Raw genomic sequence first — 20,609 nt, forward strand, 5'->3', positions numbered from 1 at the left:
AAGGAGGAGCGCATATGGAAAGACAGGAGCGGCCTCCGATCTTGCTTCAGCTGCTGTTATGGCTCGTAGCGCTGCTGCAAATATTTCCGCTTGTGTGGCTGGTTAACTTTTCGTTCCTGAAGAGCGGGGAGTTTTTCGGCAGCGAGATTTTGAAATGGCCGAAGACCTTTGAATTCGCCAATTATGTCAATGCTTTTACTTATGGAAGCGTGCCGAAGTACCTCGTGAACAGCTTCATGATTACAGCCGTGACGATTGTCGTGGCGGCTGTATTCTCGCTCATGATGGGTTACGCTTTTACCAGAATGGAATGGAAGCTAAGGGGACTTGCGCTCGGGCTTGTCATGCTGGGTATGATTGTTCCGATCCATGCCACACTGCTGCCCAACTTTACGCTGTTCAACAACATTGGCCTGCTGGATCATCCGTTGTCGCTGATGCTGCCGTATATTGCCTTTTCACTGCCGATCAGCACGCTGATCATGACTGGATTTTTGGAGACGGTGCCGCGCAGCATTGAGGAGTCGGCGGTAATGGATGGCTGCGGCGTGTTCGGCTTGCTGACGCGGATTATATTCCCGATTACCAAGCCAGCGATTGCAACGATATGCATTATGAACTTTATCAGCTGGTGGAACGAGTTTATTATGGCCAATACCTTTTTAACCTCGGACCGCTTCAAGACATTGCCCTTTTCCATTATGAAATTTGCCGGGCAATACTCGTCCAATTACGGCGCGCAATTTGCCGTTATGACTATGATTGCTCTGCCGACCCTGATCATCTATCTGCTGTTCACAGAACAGATGGCCAGAGGAATTACCGCGGGCGCGGTAAAAGGGTAAGGAATGACTCAAGGCCGCACAGAGAAATGCCTATAAACATATCCTATCGAAAGCTGCAGCCTTATTAAGGTTGCAGCTTTCGATGTTTGTTACGGCAGTTGCAGATGAACCTTTTGATGGGATATGATAAAAGGATGATTGCAGAACGTGAGGTTGATGGAAAATGTGGAAAAGAATAGTGAGCGACTCGATTTCACTTGTAGTCGGGGCATTTTTGTTTGCGCTGGCTGTCAATTTGTTCGTGATCCCGAATGATCTTGGCGAAGGCGGCGTCACGGGGATAACTATAATTTTGTATTATTTGTACCAGTGGTCTCCAGGGCTTGTCAACTTGATCATCAACTTATTTCTGCTCGCAGTCGGGTACAGATTTTTAGACAAAAGGGCAATCATCTACACGATTGCCGCCGTTGTATTAAATTCAATGTTTCTGCATTTGACGAAGGACTGGAACGTTGCTTCCGATGAAGCGATGGTCAATGCCATATTCGGCGGCATCTTGAGCGGGGCGGGTATCGGCATCATTATCCGTGCGGGCGGAAGTACGGCCGGTACGACCATTCTGGCTCGCATCGCCAACAAGCTGCTGGATTGGAATATCAGCTATGCGCTGCTGTTTTTTGACTTGATTGTGGTGTTCTGCTCTTACTTCATTATTGGGTCGGAGCGGCTCATGCTGACCGTTGTGATGCTATATATTGCGACCAAGGTAATGGACTTTATTATTGAAGGACTTAATCCGAAGAAGGCGATTACCATCATTTCAAATAACCAGGATCAGATTGCCGAGCAAGTCAATCTGGTCATGAACCGCGGGGTTACGGTACTGCAAGGCAAGGGCTACTACACCAAGGAACCCAAAGAAGTGCTTTATATTGTGATCAGCAAGCAGGAGGTATCGATGCTCAAGAAGATTGTTAAAAACGCGGACAAGGATGCCTTCCTGACTATTCACGATGTCAGGGATGCGTTTGGCGAAGGTTTTGTGGAGCTGTCCAAATAACGTCTTTTCGTTGCAGGATGGGGCCGTGAATGCTTGACCGCCGAAAAAGGACATGTATATAATACTGTGCAGGATGCAGAGGTATTTTTTGAAAAGGAAGGGAGCCCGGCAGAATGGATCTGACACGCATCAGGTGGATTTTTTTCGATCTTGGCGATACGCTGTTGGATGAGTCTGCGGCCGCTGACGACGTAATTGGTCAATATGTTCGCAATGCCAACCGTCTTGGCTACAAGATCTCCAAGGAAGACATGTGTGAGCGGCTGACCTATTATTTCCGGGAGATGACGGAAATACCGATTCGGCCAGTGCTTGAGGAGCTCGTTTCCTCCACGGAACATTGGCATGCCATCCGGGAGGGAGTCAAATACAATAAGCAGCTGGAGCAGCCGTTCCCTGGCGTCGAACCGATGCTAAGACGCCTGTCCGCCCAATATCGGCTCGGGGTCATTGCCAATCAAAGTCTCGGTACGCTCGATCGGCTCAAGAGCTATAAGCTGGATTCCTATTTCAGCCTGATGGGGTCTTCCGCAGAGCTTGGCATGAACAAACCTGATCCTCGCTTCTTTCAATGGGCTCTCAAGGAAGCTGATTGCCGTCCTGCCGAGGCGGTTATGATCGGAGACCGTATCGACAATGATATTATTCCGGCCCGTCAGCTTGGACTGCATGCCATCTGGGTAAAACAGGGGTTTGCCAAAGTGCAACCGCTACCAGCAGGGGAATTGGCCCCGGATTACATCTTGAATCATATACTTGATCTGGAGCCCTTGCTCACAAAGGAGTAGCAGAACCTAAAGCGTGTCGCTATAACTAACCGATGGCTTGATCACTTCTGCCTATGGCGGCCATAATGATGATTTAAGTTTTGAAAATAGGATTGACTTTAAGATAAGCGGTAATTTATAGTAATTTTAGAATGCATCGGGCCAGGCAGAGATACGCTGGCCTTTTGTATACTTACAATTCCAATTAATCCTATAGATTTAATACCAAGGAGGCTGTCTAATTATGACTCATTTGTTTACTCCTTTTTCAGCAGGGAATCTCCACTTATCCAATCGCGTCGTAATGGCTCCGATGACAAGGGGGTTTGCGCCTAACGGGGTGCCTGGGGATGATGTTGCTGCTTACTACGCGCGGCGGGCCGCGAACGGCGTAGGGCTGATTGTCACGGAAGGGACATTGATTGATCACCCTGCGGCGGGCTCCAATCCGAATTGGCCCAACTTTCACGGTGAGGAGGCGCTGTCGGGCTGGTCCAAGACCGTAGAAGCGGTCCACGCGGCAGGGGGCAAAATTATTCCACAACTCTGGCATATCGGTCTTGTACGCAAACCGGGAGACCTGCCGAACCCTAATGCGCTTCCCGTTGGTCCCTCCGGTCTGTCGCTAGCTGGAGAGCAGATTGCGGAGCCGCTAACCGAGGCGGGGATCGCAGATTTGATCACCGCCTTTGCCAAGGCTGCTGCAGATGCCAAGCGCATTGGATTTGACGGCATTGAGTTTCATGGCGCGCATGGCTATCTGATCGATCAATTTTTCTGGGAGAAGACCAACCACCGGACAGATGAATACGGCGGGGATCTTGTCAGACGGACGCGCTTTGCTGTCGAGGTCATCAAGGCCGCAAGGAAAGCGGTAGGGGATGATTTCCCGATCGTGCTGCGGTTCTCACAATGGAAGGGCGGGGCATATGAAGCCCGGCTTACACAAAACCCGGCGGAACTGGAACAGTTCCTTGCACCTTTGACGGATGCAGGTGTCGACATCTTCCACGCTTCGACCCGCCGCTACTGGGAGCCTGAATTCGCGGGCTCATCTCTGAATCTGGCCGGATGGACGAAAAAATTGACCGGCGTCCCGACCATTACAGTCGGCTCCGTCGGACTGGACAAGGAATTTATCGGTTCCAAGCATCTTCAGGATGCGGAGGTATCTGAATTTGATCGTCTGCTGGAGATGCTCGACAATGAAGAATTTGATTTGGTTGCAGTTGGTCGCGCCTTGCTGACCGATCCGGGTTGGGCGGACAAAATTCGCGATCAGAAGCTTGCGGAATTGCTGCCATACAGCACTGAATCTCTGAAAACACTTTATTGATCCCAGAGCATGAAGAAATGATCTCAAAAGCAGGTTTGTTTACTGAAATGGCGGTGCCCGGGGTGTTGTGCCCGGCATCGCTATTTTACATTTCAACCGCAAGCTCCGGCTATAATCCTCCGAACCTTCAGACATGCGAAGACTCAAACCATTGAACACTAACTTTGGTGCAACCCCCTTTTCTTTTGAGAATATGTCAAATAAATGCAAGGTAAAAGTAAGTTTAGTGGATCGAAATTTAGCGGAAAGTCCGTTATGATGTAACAAGATAGCCAGTTTTTTACTTTGTTGTTATATTGAACTTTCCTTTTGCAATTATCCAATATGGAAGCTAAATAACCGGAGCGACAGCCGTTTGGGGGTATTATCCGGCGGTGAATTCGAAACCGGCTATCAATATGCCTATAGTCTTGTCTTACCGTTGATATATAGAATGCGAGAAGTTAAACAGGCGGTCACAGCCTTGAAACGTTTTTGCTGAGAATAACCTCGTATTTATTTTTTGTACACAAGAAGGAGGCTCATTATGAACTCAATCGTTTTTAATAAAGAGGAGGGCGGTTATTACCCTTTAATTCGACAATGTGAAGGGGGGGAACTGACAATCCCATTTCCGGTGGAAGCCGCTTTTTTACTAGGGGAGGCGCTTTGTTTCCGTTATCAGTCTGTAAAGGAGATCCAAGTGGGGAACTGGCTGGCGCTTTGCGAATTCCGGCAGGCTGGATACCGCTTTACTATTGAAGATAACTGGACCGCAGATACCTCTTCCAGAGTGCATAGAACTGTGCGGGCAGAGCGGGAATCGGACGAGCCGTGCTCCGGCAGGACAGAAGGCGTTCAGTTTCGGCTTCGTTTTGTACAGTCTGTTCAGGAAGAGACGCCCTTCCGTTTCCATGCGCCTTCTATTTGGTATGGAACTATTGATCAGCATCGGGAAAATGTAACGCGTATGTATATGGATGATCGAATGACCTACCCGCTCATCTTAGGGTATGATTCCTCTACCGGCACGACCGTTTCCCTCTCACGCATACATCTGCCGTCTTTTGTGTTGCCGCCAATTAGACCGGAGCGCGAGAGCCGCTATACTCAGCGAACGGATATTGGCTCATTGGGGTACAGCCGCCATGGGGATACCGTCATGTATCAGGCTTGTCTTCCTTACTATGAAGGGGACCGCAGTGTCGCATTGTCAGCCGACCAAAGGCCGGTTTCCGCTTTTTATCCGCTGGACGAGCAGGTGATCGAGCTGAAAACCGCCTATGAGCTGCGTATTAGCAACCAGTGGGGGTTTGATGAAGCGGTCTTTGATGAATTCAAGCATAAGGCTGGCCTTAACAAGCCTGAACCTTTCGAGCTCCCTTTCTCTTTGGAGGATTCCATGGAGTACCGGAGCGTGTCCCTGCGCAATTCCTACCGGGAACTTCGTAGCGGTGCAGCTGGGTTCTTCTTCCATTTCGATCCACGGAAGGGATATCGCAGCGCCCCGTCAGGGTTTGGAGCTTCCTTTGTGAATATTCCCCATGAGAGCTACCAAACGGTGCTGGAATACGGATTCACCGGCCGCCAAATTCATGCTGCACATGAAATGGCCAGACGAAACGGCGGGGAATGGTGGGACAAAGGAAAAAAGGTAATTGATTTCTTCGTAGACCGATGTACGACGCCTTCGGGCTGGATGTATACACTGTTTGAAGTGGAGGAAGACCGTCCTTTCCATTCGTTCGGCGATCCTACCGCTCCGAAGCTGCATTATGTCTCGCACGGCGATGTTCGCGGCAATTACCTGCGGTTGATGGTAGAGCCTGCTTTTGATTTGCTTACGGCCTATCAGCGATACCGTGAGGAAGGCCGAATCGAGACCAAATGGTACGACGCAGTAAAGCGTTTCGGCAACTTCCTGGTCAATGTGCAAAATGGGGATGGCTCCTGGTATCGCGCGTTTCAACCGGACGGCACGCCTCTAAAAAATGAGCCGGGCTTTGGAGATGATGAATTTTCCTCCAAATCCGGTACGGCTATTCCGATTATGTTCCTGGTTGCCTTGTGGCGGGAGGAACCCGGGGAGGGTATGAAATATTTGCGTGCTGCAATCAATGCGTCCGAGTATGTGCTTTCCAACTTTGTTCAACGCAATCATTATCAAGGCGGGACCCTTGACAATCCGAATATCATCGATAAGGAAGCGGTCCAATATACGATGGCGGCATTGTATACGTTATACAACCATACGTGTGAGGAGCGGTATTTGAAGGGAGCTGTGCGCGCAGCCAGACTGTTCGTCACCTGGAATTATATTTGGACAGCGCCAACGATGCCGGGAACGAGCTTGCACAACCAGCGCTTTAATACGGTAGGCTGTGGTGGTATCAACTCGATCTGGGGCGGGGGTGTCGTAGACATCTATTCGCTATTCTTTATTCGTGAGTTGCATGGGATTGGGAAAGCAGCGGGAGAACCGTTCTTTTGCCAGATGGCGGCATGGATTGCAAATGGCTGTCAGCAGATGCTGTCATACCCGGGGGACCAGATGGGATTTGCGGATATCGGCATGCAGCCGGAGGGGTTTGGCATATGCAGTCAGGGCCTGGATGAGGGCATGATTGCCAAAGGCGATATTTGGGGGACACTTGGCTGGATCTATTCCGCTGGTCTTCTGGGCCTAGGACGTTATATAGAGAGCTTTAGGTAAAAGGATAGATAACTGTATGGCTTAGGCTACATTTGTTCATTTATTATGAGTATGATTCAGGGTACAGTGAAAAGAGCTTCTAAATATTCAAAAAAAGGGGAGGTAGAGGGGATGGTTATAAAAAGAAGCCGGGTCCTGCTGCTTGCTCTGCTTACTGTATTGCTGGCCGGATGCTCCGCAAATTTACAGAAGGAGCCAAACAGCAAACAGGCGGATGAACCGATTGAGATCAAAATGCTAAGCAGTTGGAGCACGGATACAGAGCGTGGGAGAGCTCTTCATTTACTGGTCAACAAGTATAATGAAGCGCGCGCCGGCAAAGTCAAGATCAGCATTGATATTAATCCAGACTGGCCTAATTATCAGGAGAAGGTAAAGACTATGATCGCGGCCAAACAGCCGCCGGATTTGTTCAATTACAATTTCAATCCGAATGATTTGTCCCGGCAGAACTCAGGCCAGCTTCTTGATTTTTCTCCATATATGGACGAGCAATGGCGTTCGCGCTTTAAGCCTGAGGATATCGAAGCGCTGACCTTTAATGGAGAACTGACTTCCATACCGTATGAAAAGGCGGGTGTGCTTTTCTATTACAATAAGAAGCTGTTTGCCGAGGCGGGAATTCAGACGTTTCCCCAAACCTGGGATGAATTTTTTGCCGCATGCGCGAAGCTTAAGAAGAAGGGAATTATCCCGATTTCACTTATGACAGCTGATGATTCCTGGCACTCGACGAATGCGCTGACTTATTTGGCTGCTGCCGCGGACGGGATGGATGTATTCAAAGCGGGCGTCTCTTTAGATACGCCAGGGATGGTGGCAGCGGCGGAGAAGTTGAAGCAGTTGTTCAGCTACTCTACAGATGATGCGATCGGGGCTAATTATTCCATCAGTTCCAATCACTTTGCACTTGGCAATACCGCCATGATTATTGACGGACCTTGGCTGATCGGATCACTGGACGATGAACTGCAAAAGAATATCGGAATCTCGGCAGGTCCGCTTGTTCATCAGGGACATGCCCAGAAAGGTTTCATTGTGACGGATACCTACACACCTTGGTCTGCGGGCAAGCAAGCATCGAAGGAAAAGGAACAGGCCATCGTGGATTTTATGAAATATATGACCTCTGATGACGGGGTCAGACTCATGACGTTGGAGGGGCGCATTCTGTTGTCCGCAGAGCTTAGTCTCAGCGAGGAAGAGCTGAAGAAGGCAGGCCCGGTTCTGAGTCAATTTATCGACGTATCGGGCAGCGCGCCAGAGAGTATTATTCAAATTTCAAGAGTGCTCAAGCCGGCAGCCATATCGAAGCTCCCATCCCTGATTGAGGGCATGATGTTTGAACAGTACGACCCGGCTGGTATGGTGCGCAGAATGAATGAAGCCAATCAATAACCGATCATAAACAGAAACGTTTGGACATCAAGGTGCCGCTAACGGATTGGAGCAGATCCAGCCTTAGCGGCATACGTTTTAATTTTATGAAAAAGGAGAAAGTTTCTCATGATTGCCAAAAGACATATCGTTCTCTACCTGATGCCGGCAGTTATATTTACTCTCCTGTTTTTTGTCTTTCCATTAATTTTTGCAGGTTATATCAGTCTTCAGCAATGGAATGGGATTAACGAGATGGTGTATGCAGGGTTGGATAACTTTAAGCTTGTTTTTCAGGACCCTGTTTTTATCAAGGCGGTTATCAATACACTGCTCTGGGTTGCCGGTGCGGTTTTATTGCATATTCCGTTCGGACTTTTACTTGCTCTTCTGCTCGCGCGCCAGCCGCGGGGCTGGAAAGTTTTCAGAGTGCTGTTTGTACTGCCGAATGTCATATCGACGACTGCTATTGCTTTTTTGTGGTATTTTGTACTGCATGTCAATCTCGGGCTCGTCAACAATATCCTCAAGCTTATGGGGCTCGGCGCTCTGGCCAGACCGTGGCTGGCGGATTTAAAGACCGCCTTGTTTGCCCATCAGCTTCCGTTTATTATTTATGCCGGCCTGACGATGGTTGTTTTTTTGACCCGGATATCTGCAATCCCTGCCGAACTGAATGAAGCGGCGAAGATAGAAGGCGCAACTAATTGGCAAAAAGACTGGTATATAACGATACCGCTAGTAAAAGACGCCGTGCTTATTAATATTATTCTCAATCTGGCCTTTTGCCTGCGCATGTTTGAATACCCTCTCCTTATGACTGGAGGCGGACCGGCTAACGAAACAGTCAATCTGGGACTGTATATGTTCAAAGAGATGATTATTGCTAACAGGTATGGCGTATCCATGGCTGCCGGATTAATGACGATTGCGGTAGGAGCGGTTGTGACCGGCACGACACTGGCGCTCTCGTGCATCATGGATCGGAGGAACGGCATATGAGATGGATCAAGGAACTTTTCCTGTATCTGGTGAGTTTCATCATGCTTGCGCCGTTTGTGTGGCTCATTATCGCTTCCTTCAAGACGAACCGCGAGTTGTTTGCAGAACCCTTCGGACTACCTGAAAACTGGATGTTTGACAATTATATAGCCGTTATGACCAGGCATCCGGTCACGACCTATTTTCTCAATTCCGTGATCGTATCCGTAGTCTCTACGCTGCTGGCCCTATTGCTTGCGACGCTCGCATCGTATATATTTACCTATACATTCCGCTGGCGCTCGTACTGGCAGCTTTTGCTGGTTGGCGGCATTCTGGTACCGACGAATGCATTTATGGTTCCTTATTATTTTATTGTAAAATGGATTGGCTTTTATGACTCGCTATTTGGAATTGCACTTGTATATGCAGGGATATCCCTCCCGCTTAGCGTATTAATTATTAAAAACTATATGAATACAATTCCCCCGGAGTTGTCCGAGGCGGCATTTATAGATGGAGCCGGGGTTCACCGCACTTTTACGAGAATCATTCTGCCGCTGAGCTGTCCTGGGGTTGTAACGGCGTCAATTTTCCTAATGGTTACAGCCTGGAATGAGTTGATGTATGCCAATCTGCTGACGCAAAGCGAAGGAACGCGTACGCTTCAGGTTGCGATTCGCTTTTTTCTGACGACTTTTCAAGCTAATTATCCGCAGGCCTTCGCTGCTATGATTTTGGCTATTGTACCCAGTATTGTAATCTACGCATTGCTTAGCGAGAAGATTATTGGCGGATTGACAGCAGGGGCTGTGAAATGAGAGAGTGTGAGATTGCAAGAAACGCTGCCGCGGCCGGCACTGATCTCTGCAGTGTTGCATCCGGATGGAAAAGAGAGGGAGAATAGGAATGCGCGTACTGTTTGTAGATGACGAAGCGATCATCCGAGAAGGCTTGCATTCTCTTATTGACTGGCAAAAGGCCGGCTTTATTGAGTGTCTGGATGCGCCCAACGCAATAGATGCCATAGAGATGATTGAGAAAAATCCGCCTGATTTGATCATTACGGATATCTTTATGCCAGAGATGTCTGGCATCGAATTTGCCAAACGGATCAAGCAGAGCCATCCCGGAATCCGGTTCATTATTTTGACAGGTTATGAGAAGTTTGAATATGCCAAGGAAGCGGTGTCGCTCGGAATATCCAGCTACCTGGTGAAGCCGGTACTCCCGGAGGAATTGCAGGAGACGGTGAACGCGGTTGTCAAAGAAATTACATATGAGCAGCGCAACTCGCTGCAAAATGAGGATACGCGGCGGAAGCTGGATATCTACAAGCCGATTATTATCGAAAAGCTGTGGGCAGATCTGATGTCCGGTACCTTTCAGACCCCTGAGGAGATGGAAGAGCGTATGGAAGCGGCCGGTCTCTATTTGGAGGAGGGCAGCTACTACTGTATTGCAATCAAGATCAATATCAATCAGGTAGTTCCGAGCGGAGCGGACATTGCCCAGTTGAAGGGGAAGGTCCGGGCAATCGCGGAGAAAAAATTGAAGCGGAGATGGATGCATTTTGCGGACTCCGGGCCTGGGCTTATTCAGGTCATCCTGCATAAGCAAGTGGAGCCTGACGTATATGAGGCTCTGCTTGCGGAGATAGAGGGTCACTTAAAGGTGACAGCATCTATTGGGGTGGGCAGAAGCTATGACTCCTACAGCTTTATTCCCCATTCCGTGCATGAAGCCGAAGAGGCGGTTCATTTGCTGTCCCTGCTTGATCATCGGGGAATTATTCATTATGAAGATATGCCCAATTGGAACAAAAGTCATGTCGAATACCCGTATGCGGAGGAAAAAGAGCTGATTGAAACGGTCCGTTTTCGGGATCAGTTTGAAGTCTATCCGTTAAGACCGTTCATCGCTGCGCTTGAACAGCAAAAGGCAATTTCGCCTATGATGAAGCTTATGTTTGTCCATCTGCTCGGAACCGTATACAGGCTGGCCGACGAATATCAGGCCGGAGACACAATGCCAAGCTATTTTGAGAGCTATACGAAGCTGAACGATATGGAATCGGTACAGGATATTGAATACTTCTTTGAAGACTGCTTTAATCAACTGCTTGTGCTGAGAACCCGCACAAATGCCGGTTTTGTGGATGTCCTTGTCGAGCGCGCCAAGCTTGCGATGACCGAAAGCTATGCGGACAGTGAATTGTCGGTCAGCACGGTAGCGAAGCTATTGTGCATTACTCCGAATTACTTATCCCGAATCTTCCACCAGAAGACAGGGATGACCTGTGTGGAATTTTTGACCGGTATTCGCCTGGAGGAAGCAAAGAAGCTGCTTGTCCATACCTCTCTAAGGAATTACGATATTGCGGAGAAAATCGGCTATGCCAGCGCGCACTATTTCAGCAGTCTGTTCAAGAAAAATACCGGATTTACCCCAAGTGATTTCAGAGATCGTTACGGGGCCAGAGAATCATGAAGTTTTTAAGATCCATTCGCTCCCAGATGGTCTTTTTCTTCTCCATTTTGCTCTTGCTTCCGGTGTTAGGCAGTGCCGCGTATGTGTATTGGACGGTTCAGACGAATCTGCTGCAGTCATATGCCCGCCATCATAATCAGTCTGCGGAAGCGCTGTCGGATGAGATTGCCAAGTGGAGGAAGGAATACGAGAGTCTAATGCTCCGCATATTTGGTGATCCGCTCGTGCAGCGCTTTCTCAACGTGAAGGAGTGGAAGCAGACGGCCGAGCTTTTTACCCTGAGCAGTGATGTGCGCAACCGTCTTGTCGCATACGGAGATTCGGGAGAGTTTGCGCGCAGTATTTTTATTATGAATAATGATTACCGAATCTCCGGCAGTACGGCGATATCCCCCAAGCTGACGGTAAATCTCATTAACATGACGGAGAAGGTGAATGAAGCGGACGGCTCATCCATCTGGTTTAACGGTTATGATGAGGGAACGATCGTAATTGCCCGGCATATTATGGATAACCGTTATGATCTGAATCGTAAAATCGGGTACATGTTCATCCTGCTGGACAAGCAGGAAGTGCTGAATATGTTCGAGCAGTTTATCTTGGATGAGGGCCAGCAGTTCGCTGTGTTTGACAACGAGCACCAATTGGATATTTCCAGCACTACGAATTGGGACCCCAGAATGTTTGTCTCCGGAGTCGGCACTGCGGCAGGGTACTCTGTCTTCCAATCGGGTTCGGACAAATATTCTTATTTCACAATTCACTTGAATGACTGGAATGTTGCTACCTGGATGCTGGAATCCAAAATCAATGAGCCGATCCGCAATGTATTGATTGCTTTCGCATTTGTCACGTTCACATTGCTGATCTTCACAATTGTTATGGTGGTCTTCATCTCACACCGGATTACAAGGCCGCTGCAGCAGCTCCAATCGGGAATCAAGCATCTGGGCAGCGGGCAGCAGATTCAGATTCCGATCCTTCGCAATGACGAAATTGGCCAGGTGGCGAACAAGTTGAATATGATGTCCGATGAAATCGCCGTTCTGATCGAGAAAAACCGCGAGGAACAGGAGAAGCGGCGCATGTTGGAGCTTCAGACGCTGGAATATCAGATCAATCCGCATTTTTTATATAATACGCTGGATTCCGTGTACATGCTGGCACGAAAATATGGGGATTCCAGAATTCGAGATATCGTCACCTCCTTGTCCCGGCTATTCCGCATCGGGTTAAATCAAGGGCAGGAGATCATTTCGGTTGAAGCGGAAGTGATGCATGTCAGCCACTACTTAAAGATTCAGGGTATCCGTTTTGAGGAGCAACTGCATTGGGAGATTGATCTGGATGAGGAGGCGGGAAAACAGCATATTATCAAGTTTCTGCTTCAGCCGCTGGTCGAGAACAGCATTATGCATGGCATTCGCCAACAATGCCGTCAGGGCACGGTGACGGTGCGAGCCGCCATGGACAAGAATAGGGTGGTGCTTACTGTCAGCGATGATGGGCAAGGAATGACGGCGGAGAGGCTTGCTGAAGTTCGGCGTTCCCTGGAACGGGAGGAAATTGAGGATTCCTGGTCCGCCTCGACGATGGAAAAGGGGGGCTTCGGGCTGCGTAATGTGCATCAGCGCATTCGGCTTCATTACGGCTCCAGCTACGGAATTGAACTGTCAAGCGAACTGGGCAAAGGGACGACAGCAGTCATCCGGCTTCCGGTTCAGCAGAAGGCCAAATCATAGTTGCAAGCAAATTTATAAATGGATTGTTAGTCAAACGAAACAGCTTTGCTCGTCGAAAGACGGCAAAGCTGTTTCGTTTCTATTGAAGTGAAACGGTCGCCTTTGTTCAAATATAAGGGATTATAATGTCTTTACAGCGGTTCTAATCGAAAGTGGCGCGTTCAATTTTGTATAAATTACTTGGTTTTCGCACTAAAATAGTTGGGTTAAAATGGATATCCGATAAGATTAATATGAATAGTGAATATATAAATATATCACAAAACAATTAAAAAAATCAAGAAAAAAATGTTGAAAAGACCGGGCAAATATAGTATTCTAGTAATCAGAAGGAAATAAACTTTAGGAGGAGAAATAAAAATGAACAATATGATGATGTCCACGATGATGATGAACATGTGTATGGAAGAGATGATGTGCAAAATGAAATGTATGAAAATGATGATGGACTCTATGATGGAAATGGACACGGATATGGGAATGAGCATGGATACCGATATGATGATGTCCAAAATGCAGGAATGCGATGAAATGATGACAATGATGATGACAATGATGAGAGAAATGAAGCAAAAAGCATAAAAAGGCCGCTTGCACATGATTATCGCATAGCCGTTCCCGTTCGGGTCGCAAAGGACGGGAGAGCATATACGAAATCACGGCAGAGCAGACCTCTGTATGCCAGCAATTCGGCAATAGTTGATATTCCTCATTTACAGTCCTCTTAGTTGTTGCGCAACTTGCAGACGCTCCAGCTTGAGATCCCACAGTTTTTCCTTGATGTACTGACTACCTTGGTTTCCCTCATCCTTGAGTCCATGAAGCTGCCCATATAACGCGAGCAATTCCTGATTAATCTGGTCGAATTTTTGCCAGAGCTTGGTTCTGATTGTCGAGCGAATCAGGCCGTAGATATGAAGTTCTTTTTGCTTCAAGGTGAAGAGAATTTCCTCCTGCCATGCCTTATCTCCAATTTCGACTGCATAATTATATAAATCCAAATGATCGTCAATCCATCTTTGGGCAATGTGCTTTGATGTCATAGGACATGCTCCTTTTATCGTATCGATTCAGATCCGTATGTTCAATCTCTTTACCAAGTATTATACTAGGATTTATCGGGAAATCAATACGTTTTGTGAAAAAAATTAATTTTCGAAAATGCAGTCTGAAACGGTTGTACAAATAACCGGGGCAGGCTGCTGTTTTCGTTCGGCGTATTGCCCGGTCAAAGGACAGCAATTCCATTAGAAAAGCGCAAGTTCTAAGGCTAAATTTGCTGCGGAACTTGCGCTTTTTTCTGCATGGCTGCGGAAGTACAATCAATGCGCAGTTGCCTGAACGGAGGCAAAACTTTAATATAGAGGCTGTGAAACTAAAGCAAAGAGGAGAATCGAGATGACAACGGTGCTGGTCGTTGATGATGAGGCGCATATTCGGGAACTGGTGCGCTTATATTTGCAGGATGAAGGTATGGATATTGTGGAGAAAGCAAATGGCGAGGAAGCGTGGGAGTATATCAACTCTCATCCGGTCGATCTGGTCATACTCGATGTGATGATGCCGAAGATGGACGGCTGGGAGCTATGCAGACGCCTGCGCGACTCTGGAGATATGCCGATATTGATGCTGACAGCCAAAGGGGAGGCGGGAGATCGCATTAAGGGCTTTACAGTGGGGACAGACGACTATCTGATCAAGCCTTTTGAACCGATGGAGCTGGTCATGCGGGTAAAGGCGCTGCTCAGACGATACCGCATTTCCGTGTCTAATAGCATTCAGCTTGGGCGAATTTTATTGGATAAACAGAGCTATTTGGTTACATTCAATGATACCGGAGCAGAGACGTCGCTTCCGCTTAAGGAATTCGAACTGCTCTATATTATGGCCAGTTATCCGGGACAACTGTTTACCAGGGAGATGCTCATTTCTCAAATTTGGGGTTATGAGTATGAGGGTGATGAGCGGACCGTCGATACTCATATCAAGAGACTGCGCGAGCGGTTTGCCGATTACCAGGATGATTTCAAAATTGCAACCTTGCGCGGCCTGGGTTATCGCCTTGAGGTCGGTCATGATTAAATCGTTGTATGTGCGCGTCATTCTGGTGTTTCTGGCAGCTGTCATCGGAAGTTTGGTTCTGACTCTTCTATTATATGGGAAGTTGTATGGCGGCCAGGTTAAAACGGTCATACAGGATAGTCTGATCGAAAGCGGTAAAACCATTATTCAGTCTTACGAGCAATCGTATCCCGACAACCTTGAGCCGCTCATCGAAGGAATTAGCGCGTTGCCGATCTATACCCTCAATATTTATGACCAACAAGGTACGCTGCTTCATCAGAATCTTAGCCACACCGTGCAGCGCATTGCTGTGAATGACCAGCAGGTAGAGCAGGTGCTGAGCGGCGGTGTGTTGCGGGGCAAGGTGCCGGGACCCAATCATTCGGAAATTGTCGTGGGTCTTCCCTTTCAGGTGGGAGGCAAATCTTACGCTTTGTTCCTCTCGCCAGAGGCGAGCCACCTGGAACGAATGCTGACTTATTTTTTTCGGTCCCAGCTTCTATTGGTGCTGCTATTCGGGAGTCTCCTAATTCTGATTGCGGCCGGGTACATCGTCAGACCGCTTCGCCAGCTTACACATGCGGCAAGACAGATGGCAAGGGGCGATTTCAGCTTTCGTCTGGAGACGAGAAGACGGGATGAGATCGGAGAACTCGCGCGCAGCTTCAATCTGATGGCGAAGGAACTTGGAGCGTTGGAGAAAAGCAGGAAGCAGTTTGTGTCGGATGTTTCGCATGAATTCAAATCGCCGCTTACCTCCATCAAAGGTTTTACCCAAGCGCTAAAGCACAAGAAGCTGGATGAAGAAAGCCGGCTGCGCCTGCTCGATATTATGGAGACGGAGACGGACCGCTTGTCCCGGCTAAGCGGCGATTTGCTTCAACTGTCGACGCTGGAATATGAACATTTTCAACTGGATACCCGCGTGTTCAGGCTGGATGAGCAGCTGCGAAAAAGTGTGATTGCTTTTGAACCGCAATGGTTGGCTAAAAACATTGATGTTGAGCTGCAACTCGCTGACCTCCCTATTCGGGCGGATGAAGACAGGTTGAATCTCGTGTGGACGAATTTGATCAGCAATAGCATTAAATTTACCGAACCAGACGGGACAATTCGCATAACGCTGGAGCGGGACAATGATACCGTAAACGTGGAGATTGCCGATACCGGCAGCGGCATTCCGCAGGATGAGCTGGACCAAATTTTCAAGCCTTTCTATAAAGTGGATCGTTCGAGGGACCGGACAGCCAGCAGCGGAAGCGGCATCGGTCTGTCTATCGTTAAACGTATTGTAGCGCTGCATGATGGGAATATTAGGGTAACGAGTCAGCTGGGAGAAGGTACGATATTTGTCATCCACCTGCCGTCTGCATAAATTTGTAATCCTTCATTCACAGAGGGTTCAAATGAATTGGCTATACTGCATGTACAACTTATAGAGGAGAGAAGCCAATTGAACCAGATTACCCGACTCAGCCTAAGAAACAGCGCTGCTGTCATCCTGTTGTGTTTGCTGGTATTAGGCTACGGACTATATTCCGCAACTCAGATCAAACAGCAGACATTCCCCGATGTGGAATTCCCGGCTCTGTTTATTCAGGGCATACAGGCGGGAGCATCGACAGAGGAAATCGAGAGCGGCATTACAGGTCCGATTGAGGACAGCATCATTCGCCTGAAAAACTATGATTCCATCACAAGCACATCCGCTGAAAATGCCGCCAGTATCGTGCTGCAGTTTCCGTTTGGTACCGATATGGACAAGCGAACAAGTGAGGTGGAGGGGGCAATCGCCAAGCTGAACCTGCCTGAACAGGCGAAAATAACGGTACAGCGTCTGTCGGCTTCTGCCGCACCAATCTATCAGGCGGCAGTCTATGCGTCAGATGGCCAAGCGGAAGAATTCTCCAACAAACTTCAAAATGAAATTGTGCCTAAAATGGAAAAGCTGAGCGGCGTAAGCTCGGTCACTCTGAAAGGCATACCGACTGAGGAACTGCAAATTTCAGTCGACAAGACGAAAGCTGCCGGGTACGGCATTACGTTGAAAGCTATCCAGTCAGCGCTTGCCGGTCTCGATTATGCGCTGCCGCTAGGCGCTGTTCATGAAGAGGGCGCAACCATTCCCATTCGACTCTCGGGCAAGATAGCTTCGGTAGCCCAAATTGAACAGCTTCCGCTTGCTCCCGCTGCCCCTGCAGGGGGTGAACATTCATCTGTCCCTCAGCAAGGCGCTGCCTCGACCACAAGCCCGCCTTCTGACGCTGCCGCCAGGGGAATCAAGCTAGCGGAAATTGCCACGGTAAGCACAGTAACTTCCCAGCAAGAAATCACACGGTTCAACGGGAAGCCCAGCTATGTTGTGGAGGTTATCAAAAATCAGAATGCGAATACAGCTGAAGTAGCCAATGAGGTAAAAGAACTGCTCACTTATGAACAGGAGAACAGCGGTCTGGAGCTTCATGTGATTATAGATCAGGGGAAGGATATTGAGCAGTCCGTATCTTCGCTTGTCAAAGAAGGGCTATTCGGCGCTTTATTTTGCGTGATCATCATCTTCCTGTTCCTGAGAAATATCCGGGCGACCCTGATTTCCATTCTTTCTTTGCCGTTGTCCATATTCGCCACCATTGCCGTGCTGAACCAGATGGACTACACGCTTAATATTATGACGCTCGGCGGAATTGCGGTGTCCATTGGCCGGATTGTGGACGACAGTATCGTCGTCATCGAGAATATTTATCGTTGGCGTCAGGAAAAAGGCGATCAGATGAGCGGCAAGGAGTTGGCCTGGCACGCCACCAGGGAAGTCATCGGGGCCGTCACCTCTTCCACAGTGGCCACGGTCGTTGTTTTTGCGCCGCTGGCTTTTGTGAGCGGCATTATCGGGGAGTTTTTTCGTCCCTTTTCGCTCGCGGTCGTTATTTCCATTGTGTCATCGCTGCTTGTCTCGGTCATGCTCATTCCGGTCCTTGGCGCAGCGTTGTTCAAGCGTGTCAAGCCTCACAAGGAAGGTGCCCGCCTAGCGGATGGATTCGAGCGTCTGCTCCGAGGCGCGCTTAAACGCAAGGGCTGGGTCATCACGGGCTCTGTACTGCTGCTCGCAGCTTCCTTGAGTATCATTCCACTGCTTGGTGTGACCTTCCTGCCAGCAGATTCCGTTCCAACGGCCTCGATTAGCCTGACCTTGCCTCCGAGCAGCAGTATGGAGCAGACCGGGAAGATCAGTGAAAAAGCGGAACAGTACGTTGAATCCTTGCCGGGATTGGATACCGTCCTAGTAGCGGTCGGCGGCGCTTCCGGCAATCCGTTCCTTGGGCAGGGAGCAAAGAACAAGGCGTCTCTTACGGTTCAATTTGTCAAAGGCACGGATATGGATGCGGTCATCGAACAGGCCAACCGGGAGCTCCCGAAGATCGTAGCCGCGATTCAAAATGGGGCGGTTGTCCAAATTCGCGAAGGACAGCAGCAGGGAATGCCTTCGGGCAATAATATTGACATTAATGTGTATTCAACGGACACTAAAGCTTTGGCCCAGGCAGCCCGCCAGATTGAGGATCTGATGAAGCAGGACGCGGAGTTGAAGGATATAACCAATTCCATGAATGAGCTGATTCCAAAATGGGAGCTTACGCTCAAAGATAATGCCGAAGGCGTCAGTCCGTACCTGATTATGCAAATCGTCGGGGAGCAGCTCCGTCCTGTAGACGGGGGAACCTATACAATTGCAGGCAAAGAACGCCATATAACGATTGGATACCAGCAGCAGATTGCTGCCCGTGAAGAGTTGGAAAACTTGTTGATCCCGACGAATGCAGGGCTGGTCCGGCTGAAAGATATTGCTGAACTATCCGAGCAAAAGGCGCTGGTCACAGTTCAGCATAATGAAGGGAAGACGTATGCTCAAGTCAAAGCGTATGTGAAAGGCAGCGACACTGCCACTGTCACCAAGCGCGTGCTCAAGGATATCGACAGTCTAAGCTTGCCTCAAGGGGTCGAAATCGTAGTCGGAGGCGGTCTGAAAATGATTAAGGAGGGCTTCGTCCAGATGGGCATTGCGATGGCTGCAGCTGTCGGGCTGGTGTTCCTGGTGTTAAGCGTGACCTTCAGCGGACTGCTTACTCCACTTCTTATCTTATCTTCGTTGCTGTTTATACCGGTTGGCTCGTTAAACGCGTTGCTGTTGACTGGACAGGCTTTGTCCATGAGCGCAATGATCGGCATGCTCATGTTGGTCGGCATTGTCGTGACCAATGCCGTTGTGCTGCTAGATAGGGCGGAGAAGAACCGCCTTGCCGGCGCGGAGCTGAGAGAGGCGATCATCGAGGCTGCGCGCACACGCCTCAGACCGATTCTGATGACGGCGTTCGCCACGATGCTTGCGCTTGTACCGCTAGCCTTGTCAGGCTCATCAACGAGTCTGATATCGGGCAGTCTGGCCATTACAGTGATCGGAGGCTTATTTACCTCAACCTTGCTGACTCTGATTGTTGTACCGACGTTGTACGAGATAGCCTGGACAAAAAGAACGTTCAAGCGAACCGACAGCATCTAACATCTGGAGACACAGCAATGTTCAATCTTTAACTGCATAGAGGAACCGAAAGACGGCCCTGGATCTGTCAGGGGCCGTTTTTTTGACACATTCTAAGAGTTTTGAGCATATTGACAAAAAAGAAAAACGGTGAGAGAATGTTACCTAACGACCGTTAGGAAGGTGATATATGAGTGCACATAAGATACTGCTAGCAGCACGGTCCTGCTTTGCCAAGGAAGGGTACGAGGGCGCCTCTCTGCAAAAAATTGCCGAGGAGGTCGGAATTAAAAAGCCTTCTATTTATGCCCATTACAAGGGGAAGGAAGACTTGTTTTTGCATGTCATGAAGCTGGTTTTTGCAACGGAAAAGCGGCGAATCATCGATTATTATATACGGAATCAGCAGGTTCGCTTCGAATTGCGGATGAACCATTTTTTTCACTGGATGCTGCAAGAGTATGAGCTGAATGACAATGCGCGATTTTTAATTCGGATGGGCTATTATCCGCCCGCCGGACTTTATGACCAGGTCATGGACATATTAATTCCATTCCTCGACGGATTGCGACGGGCCTTGACCCGGCTGCTGGAGCGGGAGAGGATGGCTGGCGGTGTTAGTTGCAAAGACCCTCGGGAGGCGGCTCTTGCCTTCCTGACCATTGTTGAGGGAGCATTAATGGAGCTTGTCTGCGGGCGGCGTGATCGCTATTTGGGGCGCGTAGAAGCAGTATGGCCGATTTATTGGCAAGGGATGAATACGCAGTAAAGCTACAAT

Annotated in this window: 16 protein-coding genes; 15 read left to right on the top strand and 1 reads right to left on the bottom strand. The window is 48.9% G+C overall.

Translation table 11 applies throughout. The annotated features are described in order from the left end of the window. Nucleotides 1–14 precede the first annotated feature (14 nt). The 11 genes from JFN88_RS15725 (at nt 15) to JFN88_RS15775 (ending at nt 13,815) form a co-directional block, all read left to right on the top strand. The gene (locus JFN88_RS15725; RefSeq protein WP_199020214.1) at nt 15–845 is read left to right on the top strand and encodes a carbohydrate ABC transporter permease; all 831 of its coding nucleotides are present in this window, start codon (nt 15–17) and stop codon (nt 843–845) included. Nucleotides 846–1,008: 163 nt separating this feature from the next. Further along, nucleotides 1,009–1,848 (top strand): YitT family protein, encoded by an 840-nt coding sequence (locus tag JFN88_RS15730; protein ID WP_199020215.1) that lies wholly within the window; start codon nt 1,009–1,011, stop codon nt 1,846–1,848. 113 nt (nt 1,849–1,961) lie between these two features. Further along, nucleotides 1,962–2,636 (top strand): HAD family hydrolase, encoded by a 675-nt coding sequence (locus tag JFN88_RS15735; RefSeq protein ID WP_199020216.1) that lies wholly within the window; start codon nt 1,962–1,964, stop codon nt 2,634–2,636. 223 nt (nt 2,637–2,859) lie between these two features. Beyond that, complete coding sequence (locus JFN88_RS15740; protein WP_199020217.1) at nt 2,860–3,951, top strand: NADH:flavin oxidoreductase; 1,092 nt, start codon at nt 2,860–2,862, stop codon at nt 3,949–3,951. Nucleotides 3,952–4,477: 526 nt separating this feature from the next. Continuing rightward, complete coding sequence (locus JFN88_RS15745; protein WP_199020218.1) at nt 4,478–6,643, top strand: hypothetical protein; 2,166 nt, start codon at nt 4,478–4,480, stop codon at nt 6,641–6,643. Nucleotides 6,644–6,754: 111 nt separating this feature from the next. Next, nucleotides 6,755–8,041: an ABC transporter substrate-binding protein gene (locus tag JFN88_RS15750; protein WP_199020219.1), complete on the top strand. Its 1,287-nt coding sequence runs from the start codon at nt 6,755–6,757 to the stop codon at nt 8,039–8,041. A 108-nt stretch (nt 8,042–8,149) separates the two neighbouring features. Beyond that, nucleotides 8,150–9,022: a carbohydrate ABC transporter permease gene (locus tag JFN88_RS15755; protein ID WP_233167924.1), complete on the top strand. Its 873-nt coding sequence runs from the start codon at nt 8,150–8,152 to the stop codon at nt 9,020–9,022. Further along, on the top strand, nt 9,019–9,822 hold the full coding sequence (locus tag JFN88_RS15760; RefSeq protein WP_199020220.1) for a carbohydrate ABC transporter permease: 804 nt from the start codon (nt 9,019–9,021) through the stop codon (nt 9,820–9,822). The genes JFN88_RS15755 and JFN88_RS15760 overlap by 4 nt, the downstream gene beginning before the upstream one ends. Nucleotides 9,823–9,910: 88 nt before the next feature. Then, a complete protein-coding gene (locus JFN88_RS15765) occupies nt 9,911–11,491 on the top strand; it encodes a response regulator (RefSeq protein ID WP_199020221.1) in 1,581 nt (526 codons plus the stop codon). Beyond that, nucleotides 11,488–13,233, top strand: coding sequence for a sensor histidine kinase (locus tag JFN88_RS15770; protein ID WP_199020222.1), 1,746 nt, complete (start codon nt 11,488–11,490; stop codon nt 13,231–13,233). Before JFN88_RS15765 ends, JFN88_RS15770 begins: the two co-directional genes overlap by 4 nt. A gap of 360 nt (nt 13,234–13,593) precedes the next feature. Beyond that, nucleotides 13,594–13,815 carry a hypothetical protein gene (locus tag JFN88_RS15775; RefSeq protein ID WP_199020223.1) on the top strand — a complete coding sequence of 74 codons (222 nt, stop codon included), beginning with the start codon at nt 13,594–13,596 and terminating at the stop codon, nt 13,813–13,815. Nucleotides 13,816–13,946: 131 nt separating this feature from the next. On the opposite strand, the gene JFN88_RS15780 is transcribed toward JFN88_RS15775, so the two are convergent. Further along, the gene (locus tag JFN88_RS15780; RefSeq protein WP_199020224.1) at nt 13,947–14,276 is read right to left on the bottom strand and encodes a hypothetical protein; all 330 of its coding nucleotides are present in this window, start codon (nt 14,274–14,276) and stop codon (nt 13,947–13,949) included. A gap of 355 nt (nt 14,277–14,631) precedes the next feature. On the opposite strand from JFN88_RS15780, the gene JFN88_RS15785 reads away from it, so the two are divergent. The 4 genes from JFN88_RS15785 (at nt 14,632) to JFN88_RS15800 (ending at nt 20,600) form a co-directional block, all read left to right on the top strand. Beyond that, nucleotides 14,632–15,315 carry a response regulator transcription factor gene (locus JFN88_RS15785; RefSeq protein ID WP_199020225.1) on the top strand — a complete coding sequence of 228 codons (684 nt, stop codon included), beginning with the start codon at nt 14,632–14,634 and terminating at the stop codon, nt 15,313–15,315. Continuing rightward, nucleotides 15,308–16,672 (top strand): sensor histidine kinase, encoded by a 1,365-nt coding sequence (locus JFN88_RS15790; protein WP_199020226.1) that lies wholly within the window; start codon nt 15,308–15,310, stop codon nt 16,670–16,672. Before JFN88_RS15785 ends, JFN88_RS15790 begins: the two co-directional genes overlap by 8 nt. 78 nt (nt 16,673–16,750) lie before the next feature. Then, nucleotides 16,751–19,852 (top strand): efflux RND transporter permease subunit, encoded by a 3,102-nt coding sequence (locus tag JFN88_RS15795; protein ID WP_199020227.1) that lies wholly within the window; start codon nt 16,751–16,753, stop codon nt 19,850–19,852. Nucleotides 19,853–20,021: 169 nt separating this feature from the next. Next, nucleotides 20,022–20,600, top strand: a complete 579-nt coding sequence (locus JFN88_RS15800) for a TetR/AcrR family transcriptional regulator (protein ID WP_199020228.1) — start codon at nt 20,022–20,024, stop codon at nt 20,598–20,600. Nucleotides 20,601–20,609: the final 9 nt, after the last annotated feature.

Source organism: Paenibacillus roseus (assembly GCF_016424485.1).
Classification (GTDB): Bacteria; Bacillota; Bacilli; order Paenibacillales; family Paenibacillaceae; genus Paenibacillus_D; species Paenibacillus_D roseus.